This is a genomic window from Saccharothrix violaceirubra (genome assembly GCF_014203755.1).
In the GTDB taxonomy this organism is placed as follows: domain Bacteria; phylum Actinomycetota; class Actinomycetes; order Mycobacteriales; family Pseudonocardiaceae; genus Actinosynnema; species Actinosynnema violaceirubrum.
Genome location: NZ_JACHJS010000001.1, coordinates 456916 through 472903, shown reverse-complemented (window position 1 = coordinate 472903; position 15988 = coordinate 456916). Strand labels below are relative to the sequence as shown.

The following is a 15988-nucleotide window of genomic DNA, read 5'->3' as shown; positions in this document are numbered from 1 at the left end:
TTGTCCACGGTGGCGTACCAGCGGGTAACGTGGTCGAGTCAGGGATGGCCCCCACCCGGTGAGGAGGCGTTGCCCGTGGCCACGCGCGAGGAACGTCCGACGACCGGCGGTCGACTCGGTCCGGCGGAGCGCGGGTCGGCCTGGGAATCGCTGGGGTCGCGGACGTTCGACCTGGTCGTGATCGGCGGTGGCGTGGTCGGCGCCGGTGTCGCGCTGGACGCCGCGACGCGCGGCCTGCGCGTGGCACTGGTCGAGGCCCGTGACCTGGCGTCGGGCACGTCGAGCCGCTCGTCGAAGCTCTTCCACGGCGGCCTGCGCTACCTGGAACAGCTCGAATTCGGCCTGGTCCGCGAAGCCCTCCGGGAACGCGAACTCATGCTCACCCGGCTGGCACCCCACCTGGTGAAGCCGGTCAGCTTTCTCTACCCGCTGTCACACCGCCTGTGGGAGCGTCCGTACACGGCGGCCGGGCTGCTGCTGTACGACACGATGGGCGGCGCGCGATCCGTTCCCGGGCAACGACACCTGACCCGTGCGGGCGCGTTGCGCATGGTTCCCGCATTGCGCCGCAACGCCCTTGTCGGCGGCATCAGGTACTACGACGCCCAGGCCGACGACGCCCGCCACACCGCGATGTTGGCCCGGACCGCGGCCCACTACGGTGCGGTCGTGCGGACGTCCACGCAGGTCGTCGACTTCCTGCGGGAGGCGGACCGGGTGTCGGGCGTGCGGGTGCGCGATGTCGGGAACGGCGCCGAGGTCGAGGTCCGCGCGCACGCCGTGGTCAACGCGACAGGCGTATGGACCGACGAGATCCAACGCCTGTCCGGCAGCCGGGGCAGGTTCCGCGTGCGGGCGAGCAAGGGTGTGCACATCGTCGTGCCGCGCGACCGGATCGTCGCCGAAAGCGGCCTGATCCTGCGTACGGAGAAGTCGGTCCTGTTCGTCATTCCGTGGCGCAATCACTGGATCGTGGGCACGACGGACACGGACTGGTACCTCGACCTGGCGCACCCGGCGGCCACGCGGGCGGACATCGACTACCTGCTCGACCACGTGAACAAGGTCCTGGTGACCCCGTTGACCCACGAGGACATCGAGGGCGTCTACGCGGGACTGCGCCCGCTGCTGGCGGGCGAGAACGAGTCGACCAGCAAGCTGTCCCGCGAGCACGCCGTGGCACGGGTCGCGCCGGGCCTGGTCGCGATCGCCGGCGGCAAGTACACGACGTACCGCGTGATGGCGGCGGACGCCGTGGACGCGGCGGCCGTCGACCTGCCCGGACGGATCCAACCGTCGATCACCGACAAGGTCCCCCTGCTGGGCGCGGACGGCTACCACGCGTTGGTGAACCAGGCCGACCACCTGGCGACCCGGTACGGCCTGCATCCCTACCGGGTGAGGCACCTCCTGGACCGCTACGGATCGTTGGTGCACGAGGTGCTCGACTCGGCCACCCCGGAACTGCTGAAGCCGATCGCGGGTGCCCCGGACTACCTGCGGGTGGAGGCGGTCTACGCGGCGTCGCACGAGGGCGCGCTGCACCTGGAGGACGTCCTGACGCGCCGGACCCGGATCTCGATCGAGTACCCGCACCGGGGCGTGGACTGCGCGCGGACGGTCGCGGAGTTGATCGCCGGGGTCCACGGCTGGGACGAGACCCGCATCGCCCGTGAGGTGGCCGTCTACGCGGCACGGGTCGAGGCCGAACGCAAGGCCCAGGAGGTGGCCGACGACGAGTCCGCCGCCGCGCTGCGGGCGACCGCGCCCGAGGCCCGCTCGGTGACGACCAGGCCGAACACCTGACGCGGGACTCCTGGTGCCTGAACGCACATTTCGTGGTGTCCGAACGTTCGACTCGCGGTGTCCGAACGCATAACTCGCGCGGGGGCGGCCCGCGAGGCAGGGGCTCGCGGGCCGTCGGAGCTAGGCCAAGGAAGCCAAGGCCGCGTGCACCAGGACGCGGACCCCGACCATCAGGGCGCGCTCGTCCAGGTTGAAGTCGGGCTGGTGGAGATCACGCTGCTTGCCGACGCCGTCCCAGACCCCCAGGCGTGCGAACGAGCCGGGCACGTGCTCCAGGTACCAGCCGAAGTCCTCTCCCCCAGAAGACTGCTCGGTCCCCGCCAGGGCGTCCTCCCCCAAGGCCGCCTCGATCCCCGCGCGCAGCAACATCGTGCTCTCGCGGTCGTTCACCACGGGCGGCACGCCGCGGCGGTGCAGCAGGTCGAACCCGACCCCGGTCGGCGCCAGCAGCGCGCCGACGAACTCCTTGACCAGGGGTTCCAGTTCGGCCCAGATCTCACGGTTGCCCGTGCGCAACGTCCCGCGCAGCACGCCGTCCTGCGGCACGGCGTTGGCCGCCTCGCCCGCGTGCACCGCGCCCCACACCATGACGGTGCCCGAACGCGGGTCCACGCGCCGCGACAGCAGCGCGGGCAACCCGGTGATCACGGTCCCCAGCGCGTTGACCAGGTCGGCGGTCAGGTGCGGACGGGACGTGTGCCCACCGGGCGAGGTCAGGCGCAGTTCGATCAGGTCCGACGCGGACGTGATCGCGCCGATGCGGGTGCCGATGCGGCCCACGGGCAGGCGTGGGTCGCAGTGCAGGCCGAAGATCCGCTCCACGCCGTCGAGCCCGCCCGCGGCGAGCACGTCGAGCGCGCCACCGGGCATGACCTCCTCGGCGGGTTGGAAGATCAGCCTGATCCGGCCGGGCAGTTCCGTGGCGGACGCCAGCGCCAACGCGGCGCCGAGCACCACGGTGGCGTGCGCGTCGTGCCCGCACGCGTGCATCACGCCCGGGTTCTTGGACGCGTACGGCGCGCCGGACTTCTCCGTGAGCGGCAACGCGTCGATGTCGCCGCGCAGTGCGACGCAACGCTGACCTGTGCCGACGTCGCAGAACAGACCTGTGCCGCCGGGCAGGATCCGGGGCTTGAGACCCACGGACCGCAGCACGTCGGCGATCATCTCGGTGGTGGCTACCTCGTTCCTGGACAGTTCCGGATTCTGGTGGATGTGCCGTCGCCAGGCGACGACCTCGGACGAGTTGGCCGACAGCCAGTCGTCCAGCCACGACGGGCCGCGGCCCGTGCCGGGATCATCCACAGGGGCAATGCTGACCCCACGTTCGGTCAACAGCACCTCGGGACCCTCCTCCTCTCCCGACAGTGATGGACGGGAATCGACGACGGTCATGCCGCACCTGCCCGAAGCCGGGTGCGTTGATGGTCGTCCGTGGCGGCGCTGACCGCTGTCCAGGCGAGGGCAAGTGCTCCGTCGAGGACGGCGCGGTCGGCTGATGCCGAAGCGCAGGCGGTCGCGAACTCGATTTGGTGGTTCACCGCGTCTCCGCAGTCGATGGCGATGGTCGGGTGGATGGCCGGCAGCGCACGGGTCACGTTGCCCATGTCGGTGCTGCCGATCTTGTGCCGGGCCTCTTCGGCGGGGCCCAGCGGTGTGCGTCCGAGCGCGGTCGCGGCCGTCCGGTAGGCGTCCGCGAGCCACGGGTCGGGGGTGAGTTCGGCGTACACGGGCGAGACCTTCACGATCTCGTGCGTGCAGCCGGTGGCGAGCGCGCCCGCCTCGAAACATCGGAAGATCCGCGCTTCGAGGGAGCGCAACGACTCCAGGTCCTCGGCACGCAGGTCGAACATGGCCGAGGTGTGCGCGGGCACGACGTTGGGCACCGTGCCGCCCCGGGTGACGATGCCGCTGACCATCTGGCCCGGTTCCAGGTGTTGCCTGGCCAGGCCGATGGCCACCTGCGCGACCGTGATCGCGTCCGCCGCGTTGACCCCCAGGTGTGGCGCGGCGGCGGCGTGGGACGGCTTTCCGGTGTAGTGCACCTCGACGTCGGTGATCGCCAACGAGCGGGCGGCGACCGCCTCGTAGGGCGCGGGGTGCACCATCATCGAGAACGCCACGTCGTCGAACACGCCGCGTTCCAGCATCAGCACCTTGCCGCCGCCGACCTCCTCGGCGGGTGTGCCGATCACCCGCACGGTGAGGCCGAGGGCGTCCGCGACGTCGCGCAGGGCGAGGCCCGCGCCGGTCGACGCGGCGGCGATGACGTTGTGCCCGCAGGCGTGCCCGACCTCGGGCAGCGCGTCGTACTCCGCGCACAGCCCCAACACCAGGTCGCCGGAACCGTAAGACGCTGTGAACGCCGTCTCCAGGTCCGCGACGCCGCGTTCGACCTCGAACCCCTCGGCTTCGAGCAGGTCCGCGACCTTGGCGGCGCTGCGGTGCTCGGCGAACGCCAGTTCCGGCTCGGCGTGGATGCTGCGCGAAAGTCCGACCAGCGCATCCGAGTACCGCTCGACGGCCGAGCGAGTGCTGTGCTTGAAGTCGGTACCCATATGCTTCCATCCTGCATTACCGTCCGCACGCGCCGCGGCACAGCGGATGATCGACCGCCGGCCGGTCGCGCGGATGCGCCCAGCGGTGATCGGAGTTTCGGTCAGACCGATCAAGTCTGCGCAGGAGTCACTGGAGAAACGCTCGTGTCGGGCCGTTCATCCCGCCGAGCGGGTGAAGGTCACTTGCGAGACTTGCGCCAGTTGGTCCAACGCTTCCGGTTACGTAGGTATACGAGGGCGAAGAGGACCAACGCGATACCGCCGATCCACAACTTTTTCTTCGTCTCGGACGCCACGGTCGGATCGGTCTGCTGAGGCGCGTCGATGTCCGGACCGGTCACGGACGGTGTCACGGTGTCCGTGGGCTGCGCGGCGACATACGCGTGCTCCGAAGCGGTGGCGGTCGCTGTCCCGGCCACGGTGAAGGCACCGGCCAGGACCAACAGGCACACCGCGAGCACAGATCGCCACATGACTACCAAGCCTAGCTAGCACCGGTCCCGGATACCACTCTCAGTGGTCACCCAAACTGGCGATGCGAGTGCGGCTCGTGAAGGCGTCCAGCAGCCGTTCGGCGGCCAGGGCAGGGGTCAGCTCACCGCCCGCCACCTGCCGTTCGACGTCCGCGACAAGATCGCGCACGGTCGTCCGCAGGCGGTTGAGCAGCCCGTCCTCCACCATCGCCCAGGTCCAGTCGACCTGCTGGCGGCGGCGCCGTTCGTCGACGGCGACAGCGTCCCGGTGCGCCTGGATCCGCCGCCACACCTCGTCGAGCCCCACACCTTCGAGGGCGCTGCACGTGAGCACGGGCGGCGTCCACGCGTCATCCGACGAGCGCAACAACCGCAGCGCACCCGCAAGTTCCCGTGCGGCCTTACGCGCTTCCAGCTCGTGCGGGCCGTCGGCTTTGTTCACCGCGATCACGTCCGCCAGTTCCAGGACGCCCTTCTTGATCCCCTGGAGCTGGTCGCCGGTGCGCGCGAGCGTCAGAAAAAGCGAACAATCCGTCATGTTCGCCACGGCGACCTCGGACTGCCCGACGCCGACGGTCTCCACGAGCACCACGTCGTACCCGGCGGCCTCGACGAGCACGATCGTCTCGCGCGTGGCCCGCGTGACGCCGCCGAGCGTGCCCGACGTCGGCGACGGCCGGATGAACGCCGCCGGGTCGACCGCCAGCCGGGCCATCCGCGTCTTGTCGCCCAGGATCGACCCGCCGGTCCGCGTGGACGACGGGTCGACCGCGAGCACGGCGACCCGGTGGCCGGCGGCGGTGAGCATCGAGCCGAATGCGTCTACAAACGTGGACTTTCCAACCCCCGGCACCCCGGTGATCCCGATCCGGTGCGCACGACCGGCGTCCGGCAGCAGCTCGACCAGCAGGCGCTGCGCCGCCGCGCGGTGGTCGTCCCGGGTCGACTCGACGAGCGTGATCGCGCGGGCCAGCACACCCCTGTTGCCCGCACGCACGCCCGCCGCCAGCGCCTCGACGTCGACCGGCCTAGCCATGACCCAGCCGTGCCGACAGGTCCCGGACCAGGTCGGACGCCGCCTCCGAGATCACGGTGCCGGGCGGGAAGATCGCCGCCGCGCCCGCTTCGCGCAACGCGTCGAAATCCTGCGGCGGGATCACGCCACCCACCACGATCATGATGTCCGCGCGCCCCTGCTCCGCCAACGCCGCGCGCAACGCGGGCACCAACGTCAGGTGCCCGGCCGCCAGCGACGACACGCCGACGATGTGCACGTCCGCCTCCACGGCCTGGCGCGCGACCTCGTCGGGCGTCTGGAACAGCGGACCGACGTCCACGTCGAAGCCGAGGTCGGCGAACGCGGTCGCGATCACCTTCTGCCCCCGGTCGTGCCCGTCCTGGCCCATCTTCGCGACGAGGATGCGCGGTCGGCGCCCCTCCTCGTGCGCGAACCGGTCGACCAGTTCCCGCGTCGCGTCCACTGTGGACACCGAGCCGACCTCCTCGCGGTACACGCCCGTGATGGTCCTGATCTGCGCCGAGTGCCGGCCCCAGACCCGGCCGAGCGCCTCGGAGATCTCGCCGACGGTGGCCTTCGCGCGGGCCGCGTCGATCGCCGCCTCCAGCAGGTTCGCGTCCGACGACGCCGCCCTGGTCACGGCGTCCAGCGCGCGGTCGACCTCGTCCTGGGAGCGTTCGGCGCGCAGCCGGTCGAGCTTGGCGAGCTGCCGCGCCCGCACGCCCGCGTTGTCGACCTTCAGGACCTCGATCCGCTCGTCGACGGCCACGCGGTACTTGTTCACGCCGATCACCGGCTGCCGCCCGGAGTCGATGCGCGCCTGGGTGCGCGCGGCGGCCTCCTCGATGCGCAGCTTGGGGATGCCCGCGTCGATGGCCTTGGCCATGCCACCGGCCGCCTCGACCTCGGTGATGTGCGCCCACGCACGGTGGGCGAGGTCGTGCGTAAGGCGTTCGACGAACGCGCTGCCACCCCAAGGGTCGATCACACGCGTGGTGCCGGATTCCTGTTGCAGCAGGAGCTGGGTGTTACGGGCGATGCGCGCCGAGAAGTCCGTAGGCAGCGCCAACGCCTCGTCCAACGCGTTGGTGTGCAACGACTGCGTGTGCCCCTGCGTGGCCGCCATCGCCTCGACGCACGTGCGCGGCACGTTGTTGAACACGTCCTGCGCGGTGAGCGACCAGCCCGAGGTCTGGCAGTGCGTACGCAACGACAGCGACTTGGGCGACCGGGGACCGAACTGCCTGACCAGCTTCGCCCAGAGCAGCCGGGCCGCACGCATCTTGGCCACTTCCATGAAGAAGTTCATGCCGATGGCCCAGAAGAACGAAAGACGTGGCGCGAACGCGTCGATGTCCAGGCCGGCGTCCCGTCCGGCCCGCAGGTACTCGACGCCGTCCGCGAGCGTGTAGGCCAGTTCGAGATCGGCCGTCGCACCGGCCTCCTGCATGTGGTAGCCGGAAATGGAGATCGAGTTGAACTTCGGCATCCGCCGCGACGTGAACGCGAAGATGTCGGAGATGATCCGCATCGACGGTCCGGGCGGGTAGATGTAGGTGTTGCGGACCATGAACTCCTTGAGGATGTCGTTCTGGATCGTCCCCGCGAGGAGTTCCGGCGCCACCCCCTGCTCCTCGGCCGCGACCACGTACAGCGCGAGCACGGGCAGCACCGCACCGTTCATGGTCATGGACACGCTCATCCGGTCCAGCGGGATGCCCTCGAAGAGCTGCCGCATGTCCAGGATCGAGTCGATCGCCACGCCGGCCATGCCCACGTCGCCCGCCACGCGCGGGTGGTCGGAGTCGTAGCCCCGGTGCGTGGCCAGGTCGAACGCCACGGACAGGCCCTTCTGCCCGGCGGCGAGGTTGCGCCGGTAGAACGCGTTCGACTCCTCGGCCGTGGAGAAGCCCGCGTACTGGCGGATGGTCCACGGCTGGTTGACGTACATCGTCGGGTAGGGGCCGCGCAGGAACGGCGCGATGCCCGGGTAGGTGCCCAGGAAGTCCAGGCCTTCGAGGTCCGCGGCCGTGTAGAAGGGTTTGACGTCGATGCCCTCAGGTGTCTCCCACGCCCCCGACGGCCGCTCGTCGGCGGGACCGACCTCGGGCTCGCCCAGGTCGATGTCGGCGAAGTCGGGGATCATCGGGCCACTCCGAGGGCGTCGAAGGTCTGTTCCAGCACGTCCAGCGCCGGGCAGCCGGTGAACACGTACCCGTCCACGCGGGCGGTGGACTCCTTGCCGGCGAGCAGGACGCGTTCGGCGCCGGCCGCGCGCAACGCGTCGGCGACCGGCTCGGCCAGTTCCGCGTAGCTCTTCTCGCTGCCGCACAGGCACGCGATCCGCGCGCCGCTTTCCCGGAACCGCGCCACCACGTCGTCCACGCCGGTCGTCGCGCCCGCGGTCGGCGTGTCGATCCCGCCGGCCTGGAACAGGTTGGCGGCGAAACCGGCGCGCGCGGTGTGCGCGGCGACCGGGCCGAGCGTGGCCAGGAAGACCGCGGGCCGGGTCGGGCTCACCTCGGCGGCGTCGCGCAACGCCTCGAACGCCTGGGCGTAGCGCACCCGCGGCAGGCCGCCGCCGGGCTCCTCGGGCGCGGGCGTGCGCACCACGGGAGTCTCGGTCGGGTTCGGGAACTCGCTCACTCCGGTGATCGCGTCCGTGCGGTCGGCGAGGTTGGCCGCACGCCGTGCCCATGTGGCCGCGATCCGCTCCTCGACCAGGTCGAACGCCTGGGGCAGGCCGCCCGCCGCCTCGATCTCGCGGAACCACGCCCATGCGGCGTGCGCGAGGTCGTCGGTCAGCCGCTCGACGTACCAGGAACCGCCCGCCGGGTCGACGACGCCGCCCAGCCGCGACTCCTCGATCAGCAGCGACTGGGTGTTGCGCGCGATCCGGCGGGAGAAGTCGTCGGGCAGGCCGATCGCGTGGTCGAACGGCAGCACGGTCACCGAGTCGGCGCCGCCGAGGCCCGCGCCGAAGCAGGCCACGGTGGTGCGCAGCATGTTCACCCACGGGTCGCGCCGGGTCGTCATCGCGGGTGACGTGACGGCGTGCTGGACCTGCGGTGCGGGCGCGTCGACGACCCCGGTCACCCGGGCCCACAGCCGACGGGCCGCGCGGAACTTGGCGATGGTGAGGAACTGGTCGGCGGTCGCCGCGTAGCGGAACTCCAGCAGCCGCACGGCTTTCCCGGCCGGCACGCCCGCGTCGACCAGGTGCCGCAGGTAGGCCACGGCCACCGCGAGGCTCGCGCCGAGCTCCTCGGCGTCGGAGCCGCCGGCCTCGTGGAACGGCAGCCCGTCCACGACCGCGACCCGCACCGCCGGGAACCGCTCGGCGCGGCGGACCAGGTCGGTGAGGGCGGCGAAGTCCGGTTCCCGCCGGGTGCGGACGAACACGCCGAGCGGGTCGGCGCCGACGTTGCCGTGCACCTCGCCGGGCGCGGATTCCCAGATGCCGAGAATCTCGCGGCCGGTCGCGAGGAAGTCCGAACCTCCGTCGACCACCACGGGCGCGAGGTCCAGGTACACCTCGGCGAGCACCGGGGCCAGCGACTCGGCCGGGATCTTGAGCCACAGCGACGTCGCGCCGTTCTCCAGGTCCGCCAGGACCGCCTCGCGGTCGGGGACGCGGTGGAGCTGGCGGACGTCCCAGCCGCCCTGTGTCCTTCCGCCCCTGGTGAACGGGGTCGTGCCGGGGAGACCGCCGTCCGGGGCGGTGTCCGCCGCCGTGTAGAGCGGGTGTACGCGGATGCCGTCGTACGTCGTGCTTTCCAGCGTCGAGTAGTCCGCGCCGCTCTTGGCGAGCACGCCCAGTACCAGCTCGCGCCACTGCTCGCGGTCCGGCGTGGCGAAGTCGGCGGCGAGCGGCAGTTCACCGATCGGGTCCATCACGCTCCGCAGTGTCACCTGTCGACAGTCCGGCGACCGTGTGACGTCGGTCGCCTTGACCCGTTCGACCGGCCAGTCTTCCACGCTGGGCGAGAATGATCCGCGTGGACACCGAGCGCCTGATCGGCGGCCGATACCGCCTGCGGCACGTACTCGGCCGGGGCTCGATGGGCACGGTCTGGGCCGCGCACGACGAGGTGCTGCGCCGCGCCGTGGCCGTGAAGGAGATGCTGCACCCGCCGGGCACCCCCGAGCCGGAGGCCGAGGTCCTGCGGGAGCGCACGCTGCGCGAAGCCCGGTCGGCCGCCGCCCTGGCCCACCCGAACCTGGTCACCCTGTACGACGTGGTCCGGCACGACGGCGAGCCGTTCGTGGTGATGGAGCTGGTGCCGTCGGCGTCGCTGGCGGAAGTGGTCCGCGAACGCGGGCCGCTGACCGACGAGCAGGGCGCCGTCGTGGCGGACGCCGTGGCGGCGGGGTTGGAGGCGGCGCACCGCGCGGGCATCACGCACCGGGACGTCAAGCCGGGCAACGTGCTGGTCGCGGACGACGGGCGGGTGAAGCTCACCGACTTCGGCATCGCCCGCAACGTGGCCGAGGCGACGTTGACCAGCCGGGGCATCACGCTGGGCACGCCCGCGTTCATCGCGCCCGAGGTGGCGGCGGGCGGGGACGTGTCGCCGGCCGCGGACCTGTGGTCGTTGGGCGCCACGCTCTACGCGGCGATGACCGGGCAGGACCCTTACGAGGGCGCGAACGTCATGCAGACGGTCAACCAGGTGATCCACGCCGACGTGCCGGACCTCGGCGTGACCGGCGGGTTGGAACCGGTGATCGCGGGCCTGATGGTGAAGGACCCGCAGGCGCGGATCCCGTTGGCCGAGGTGCGCCGACTGCTCGTCGACACGCTGCCGGAGCCGGGCGCGAACGTGTTCCCGTCCGACGGCCCGACCCGGCCGGTGGTCGAGGTCGTCCGCCGGCCGCCGGCCAAGCCGGTGATCGCCCCGGACACGCCGCTGGCCTCCGACCCCGGCCCGCTGCCGTTCACTCTCACGCCCGAACGCCGGCGTCCGGTGTCCAAACCGGTGGTCCTGCTGGCGTTGGTGCTGTTCGTGGTGGCAAGCGTCGGGGGCTTCGCGGCGACGCGGACGCTCGCGGGGACGTCGCCGTTGCCACCGGCCACGGGCGCGCGGCCGACCGTGTCGCCGCTTCCCGACGACCTGCCGTTGCAGCCGGTGCGCGCGTCGGCGGCGGCGGCCAACGGCGAGCGGGACACGGAGTTCGGGCTGTCGGTCGGCGTGGACTGGACACAGTTCGTGGAACAGCGCCTGCACCAGATCCTGCCGCCGAGCACGGTCGTGCACTTCGTGTCGCCGGACGGGGTGTACGAGGTGACCGTGCAGAAGTTCACGGTCTTCTACCCGAAGTTGACCGACGAGGACTACGTGAAAGCGGTGGCGGAGCGTTGGGGACCGGACCGGATCTTCGGTCAGGCCGTGACGCCGTCCACGGGCGGGATCCTGTTCTCGTACCGCACGGTCGAGCAGACCACGTCCACCGGTCCCGGCCGGGGGGCCGAGCCGGATCTTCGGCGCAGCCGGTACTCGCGGTTGGTGCCGGCCGGGCCGAGCCTGTGGGTCGTGGAGGTCTCGTTCCCCACCGACCAGGAGGAGGCCGGTCGGACGCGGTTGTTCGGACCGATCGCGAACTCGTTCACGGTGGGCTGACCGGCTCCACGCGCGAGTTATGCGTTCAGGCACCGCGAGTTGTGCGTTCGGGAATCACCCGAAGGGAGGTGCCCGAACGCGTGTCTCAGGGTGTCCGAGTGGAGGACTCGCGGGGTGTCCGAAGATCGGGAACGGGGGCGGTTCGGGCGGCCGGCGGGCCCCGGACCGGATTAGGCTCGCGGCCGTGACCGCAGAGAACACCACGCCCGAAGCACTGGCCGCCGCCCGCCTGCGTGAACGGACCGGCGTGGACAGCCACGACATCGCCGTGATCCTGGGTTCCGGCTGGCGGCCCGCCGCCGACCTGGTCGGCGACCCGGCGTCCGAGGTGGCGATGGCCGACCTGCCCGGCTTCGCCGCGCCGACCGCGTTCGGCCACGGCGGCACGATCCGCTCGGTTCCGGTGGCGGGCAAGAACGTCCTGGTCATGCTCGGCCGCACGCACGGTTACGAGGGCAAGGGCATCGAGAAGGTCGTCCACAACGTCCGCACCGCGGCGGCGGCGGGCGTCAAGACCGTGGTCCTGACGAACGCGGCCGGCGGCCTGCGCCAGGGCATGACGGTCGGCCAGCCCGTCCTGATCAGCGACCACCTCAACCTGACCGCGTCCTCGCCGCTGGTCGGCGCGCGGTTCGTCGACCTGACCGACCTGTACTCGCCCCGGTTGCGCGCGTTGAGCCGCGAGATCGACCCGACGCTCGAAGAGGGCGTCTACGCGGGCCTGCCCGGTCCGCACTTCGAGACCCCGGCCGAGATCCGGATGCTGCGCACGATGGGCGCCGACCTGGTCGGCATGTCGACCGTGCTGGAGGCGATCGCGGCCCGCGCCGAGGGTGTCGAGGTCTTCGGCCTGTCGCTGGTCACCAACCTCGCGGCCGGCATCACCGGCGAACCGCTGAACCACGAGGAGGTCCTGGAGGCCGGGCGCGCGTCCGCGAGCCGCATGGGCACGTTCCTGCGCGCGCTGGTGGAGCGGGCGTGAGCCTGTCCCCCGCGTTGCGCGACGCCGCGTTCCGTTGGATCGCCGACGACCCGTCGCCCGAGGACCGGACCGCGCTGCAGAACCTGGTGGCGTCGGCCATGGTCGGGGACGCGGCGGCACTCGAGGAACTGGCCGACCGGATGTCCGGACCGCTGACGTTCGGCACGGCCGGCCTGCGCGGTCCGGTGCGGGCCGGGCCGAACGGGATGAACCGGGCGGTGGTCGTGCGGACCACGGCGGGGTTGGCGGCGTGGTTGCGCTCGCGGGGGACCGTGTTCGTGGGACGGGACGCGCGGCACGGGTCGGAGGAGTTCTGCGCGGCGGCGGCCTCGGTGCTGGCCGCCGCGGGTTTCGACGTGCGCGTGCTGCCCGGCCCGTTGCCGACGCCGGTGTTGGCGTACCTCGTCCGGCGGAACGACGCGCTCGCGGGCGTGCAGATCACCGCGTCGCACAACCCGCCGGCGGACAACGGCTACAAGCTCTACCTGGACGGCGGCGGCCAGATCGTGCCGCCGGCCGACCGGGAGATCGAGGCGGCGATCGCCGCGGTGCCGTCGGCGGTCTCGGTGCCTACGTCGGACAGCTACACGACTTTGCCCGATTCGGTGGTCGAGGAGTATCTCGACCGGGTGGCCTCGCTGCCGACAGGCACCAGCCGTGACCTGCGCGTCGTGTTGACGCCCATGCACGGCGTCGGTGGTGCCACGGCCGTGGCGGCGTTGCAGCGGGCCGGGTTCACGGACGTGCGCGTGGTGCGTGAGCAGGCCGTGCCCGACGCCGAGTTCCCGACGGTGGCGTTCCCGAACCCCGAGGAACCCGGCGCGGCCGACCTGCTGCTGGAGTTGGCGGCGTCGTCGGGCGCCGACCTGGCGATCGCCCTGGACCCGGACGCGGACCGATGCGCGTTGGGCGTGCGGGAGCGCGACGGGTCGTGGCGGATGCTGCGTGGCGACGAGACGGGCGTGCTGCTGGGGTCGTTGGTGCTGTCGACGACCACCCAGCCGGACCCGTTGGTGGCTACCACGATCGTGTCGTCGTCACTGCTCAAGTCCGTGGCGGACAAGGCCGGCGCGCGGTACGCGGAGACGTTGACGGGCTTCAAGTGGCTGGTCCGCGCCGGCGAGGGGCTGGTGTTCGCGTACGAGGAGGCGCTCGGGTTGTGCGTCGACCCGGCGGCCGTGAACGACAAGGACGGCATCTCGGCGGCGGTGCTGGCGTGCGACCTGGCGGCGGGGCTGAAGTCGTCCGGGCGGACGCTGCTCGACGCCCTCGACCAGTTGGCCGTGGAGCACGGCGTGCACCTGACCGATCAGGTGTCGTTGAGATTCGACGACTTGAGCCGGATCGGGGCATTGATGTCCCGGCTGCGGGCCAATCCGCCCGAAGGCTTTTCGTTCGAGGACTTGTTGCCGGAGGCGGACGTGGTGCGCTTGCGTGCCGATGGCGTGCGCGTGATCGTCCGCCCGTCGGGGACCGAACCGAAGCTGAAGGCGTACCTGGAGGTCGTCGAACCGGTGGCCGACGACCTCGCTCCGGCCCGGTCCCGGGCTCAGGCGCGGCTCGCGGAGTTGCGCGCGGTGGTGTCGGGACTGCTCACGACGCCAGAGTGATCAACAGGCAGAGCACCGCGACGGCGAACGCGACACCCGCCACCACGAACGGTCGGCGGGTGGGCGGTGCCACCCGGTTGTGGGTCACTGCGGCGACGGAGATACGCCCCAGGATGTAGCTGACGGTGCACAGCGCCACGCCGAGTGCGAGAACCAGCGTGTTCGCGTTCCATGGGCTGTGGTCGAGTCCCGGCCACACCCCGAACAACACCAGCGGCAGCCCGATCAGCCCGATCCCGATCGAAAGGCCACCACCCCAGGTGATCCGTCGATTGCGCTGGATGGTCTCGATGCTGCGAGTGTCCATGACTCCCTCCCGGTCACTACTACAGGGACGCGCAGCACCCGGATCGGTTCCCGGGTCGCACACTCCCCGTCACCGATTGTCCCCGAACCACCGGTAGTGGTGGTCACCCGGTACGGGTGACCCGACGCGTAACGCCCTGATGCCACAGTTCGACGCACAGCGTGACGGACCACCGGAGGTCGATCATGTTCCCGCCGCCCATGTGTGGCTCTTGCGGCGCATCGCTGCAACCGCCGAACACCACCTGTCAGGTCTGTGGCACGGCCGCGTGGCCGACACCGCCGCCGCCGCAGGCACCGCCGCCGCCCAACTACGGGCAGCCGACGTTCGCCCAGCCCGTGCCCGTGGCGCCGGGGTTCGGGTACGGCGTGCCGATGCGGGTCGTGACGCCGAAGTCGTCCGGGATCGCCGTCCTGCTGTCGATCCTGTGGCTCGGCGCGGGGAACCTCTACGTGAACCAGACCGGGTTGGGGATCGGCCTGCTGCTGGCCAACTTCCCGTTGTGGCTGCTCGCGGTGACCGTGCTCGGGTGGTTCATCGCGTTCCCGTTGTGGATCATCGGCGTGGTGGTGTCCACGGTCCTCGCCGCGCAGGGCGCCAAGGAGTACAACATGCGCAACGGGATCGTCGTGTACTGAGATCGGGGGACGGTGGCCGGGCCACCGTCCCGCGCGATCACTTGTCGGACAACTGTTCCATCGCCGGCGTGTACCGACCGCCGGCCGCCTGACCGGCGACTTCCTCGATGGTCGCCAGGTCCTGCCCGGTGAGGGTCAGCCGCGTGGCGGCGACGTTCTCCTCCAGGTAGCGGACACGCTTCGTGCCCGGGATCGGCACGACGTGGTCACCCTGGTGCTGGACCCAGGCCAACGCCAACTGACCGGGCGTGACGCCCTTCTCGGCGGCCAACGCGGTCAACGCGGCCACGATCGCCGCGTTGCGGTCGAAGTTCTCGTCGCTGAAGCGGGGCAGCCGGTGGCGCATGTCGTCGGCTTCGAGCTGGTCGGTCGACGCGATCCGGCCGGTGAGGAAACCGCGGCCCAGCGGCGAGAACGGCACGATGCCGATGCCCAGTTCGGCGCACGTGGGGACGATCTCGTGCTCGATGTCGCGGGTCCACAGCGACCACTCGCTTTGCAACGCGGTGATCGGGTGGACGGCGTGCGCGCGCCGGATCGTGGCGGCCGAGGCCTCGGACAACCCGAGGTGCCGCACCTTGCCCGCTTCGACGAGTTCCGCCATCGCACCGACCGTCTCCTCGATCGGGACGGTCCGGTCGACGCGGTGTTGGTAGTAGAGGTCGATGTGGTCGACGTTCAGCCGCTTGAGGGACGCCTCGAGGGCGCGCTTCACGTACGGTGCGTCGCCACGCGGGCGGCGTTCGGTGTCGGCCAAGGCGAACTTCGTGGCCAGCACGACCTGGTCGCGGCGGTCGGCGATGGCGCGGCCGACGAGTTCCTCGTTGGCGCCGTCGCCGTACGCGTCGGCCGTGTCGAGCAGCGTGACGCCGAGTTCGAGGGCGCGGTGGACGGTGCGGATGGACTCCTGCTCGTCGCCCGTGCCGTAGGCCTGGCTCATGCCCATGCAGCCCAGACCCTGTGGGCCGACTTCGA

General features: G+C 71.4%; 13 protein-coding genes. 5 read left to right on the top strand and 8 right to left on the bottom strand.

Going from position 1 to position 15988, the window contains the following annotated elements:
• Window positions 1–75: 75 nt before the first annotated feature.
• A complete protein-coding gene (locus tag F4559_RS02310; RefSeq protein ID WP_184665930.1) occupies window positions 76–1806 on the top strand; it encodes a glycerol-3-phosphate dehydrogenase/oxidase in 1731 nt (576 codons plus the stop codon).
• 120 nt (window positions 1807–1926) lie between these two features.
• On the opposite strand, the gene F4559_RS02305 is transcribed toward F4559_RS02310, so the two are convergent.
• From F4559_RS02305 to F4559_RS02280, 6 genes are all read right to left on the bottom strand, one after another.
• Window positions 1927–3201, bottom strand: a complete 1275-nt coding sequence (locus F4559_RS02305) for an amidohydrolase (RefSeq protein ID WP_184665929.1) — start codon at window positions 3199–3201, stop codon at window positions 1927–1929.
• Entirely contained in the window at window positions 3198–4364 is a 1167-nt protein-coding gene (locus F4559_RS02300) for a M20 family metallopeptidase (RefSeq protein WP_184665928.1), read from the bottom strand. The genes F4559_RS02305 and F4559_RS02300 overlap by 4 nt, the downstream gene beginning before the upstream one ends.
• A gap of 179 nt (window positions 4365–4543) precedes the next feature.
• On the bottom strand, window positions 4544–4807 hold the full coding sequence (locus F4559_RS02295; RefSeq protein WP_184665927.1) for a hypothetical protein: 264 nt from the start codon (window positions 4805–4807) through the stop codon (window positions 4544–4546).
• A 70-nt stretch (window positions 4808–4877) separates the two neighbouring features.
• Window positions 4878–5873, bottom strand: coding sequence for a methylmalonyl Co-A mutase-associated GTPase MeaB (gene meaB / locus F4559_RS02290; protein ID WP_184665926.1), 996 nt, complete (start codon window positions 5871–5873; stop codon window positions 4878–4880).
• The gene (gene scpA / locus F4559_RS02285; protein WP_184665925.1) at window positions 5866–8001 is read right to left on the bottom strand and encodes a methylmalonyl-CoA mutase; all 2136 of its coding nucleotides are present in this window, start codon (window positions 7999–8001) and stop codon (window positions 5866–5868) included. The genes meaB and scpA overlap by 8 nt, the downstream gene beginning before the upstream one ends.
• Entirely contained in the window at window positions 7998–9749 is a 1752-nt protein-coding gene (locus tag F4559_RS02280) for a methylmalonyl-CoA mutase subunit beta (protein WP_184675379.1), read from the bottom strand. Before F4559_RS02280 ends, scpA begins: the two co-directional genes overlap by 4 nt.
• Window positions 9750–9844: 95 nt before the next feature.
• Between F4559_RS02280 and F4559_RS02275 the strand changes: the two genes are divergently transcribed.
• The 3 genes from F4559_RS02275 to F4559_RS02265 all read left to right on the top strand — a co-directional run bounded on the left by F4559_RS02275 (window position 9845) and on the right by F4559_RS02265 (window position 14068).
• Window positions 9845–11476, top strand: coding sequence for a serine/threonine-protein kinase (locus F4559_RS02275; protein ID WP_184665924.1), 1632 nt, complete (start codon window positions 9845–9847; stop codon window positions 11474–11476).
• Between the two features lie 184 nt (window positions 11477–11660).
• On the top strand, window positions 11661–12458 hold the full coding sequence (locus F4559_RS02270; RefSeq protein WP_312865440.1) for a purine-nucleoside phosphorylase: 798 nt from the start codon (window positions 11661–11663) through the stop codon (window positions 12456–12458).
• Window positions 12455–14068 (top strand): phospho-sugar mutase, encoded by a 1614-nt coding sequence (locus F4559_RS02265; RefSeq protein WP_184665923.1) that lies wholly within the window; start codon window positions 12455–12457, stop codon window positions 14066–14068. Before F4559_RS02270 ends, F4559_RS02265 begins: the two co-directional genes overlap by 4 nt.
• Here the strand turns inward: F4559_RS02265 and F4559_RS02260 are convergent.
• Window positions 14052–14375, bottom strand: a complete 324-nt coding sequence (locus F4559_RS02260) for a hypothetical protein (RefSeq protein ID WP_184665922.1) — start codon at window positions 14373–14375, stop codon at window positions 14052–14054. The genes F4559_RS02265 and F4559_RS02260 overlap by 17 nt on opposite strands.
• A 200-nt stretch (window positions 14376–14575) precedes the next feature.
• On the opposite strand from F4559_RS02260, the gene F4559_RS02255 reads away from it, so the two are divergent.
• Entirely contained in the window at window positions 14576–15013 is a 438-nt protein-coding gene (locus F4559_RS02255; RefSeq protein WP_184665921.1) for a hypothetical protein, read from the top strand.
• Window positions 15014–15050: 37 nt separating this feature from the next.
• On the opposite strand, the gene F4559_RS02250 is transcribed toward F4559_RS02255, so the two are convergent.
• Window positions 15051–15959, bottom strand: a complete 909-nt coding sequence (locus F4559_RS02250) for an aldo/keto reductase (protein WP_184675375.1) — start codon at window positions 15957–15959, stop codon at window positions 15051–15053.
• Window positions 15960–15988 lie beyond the last annotated feature (29 nt).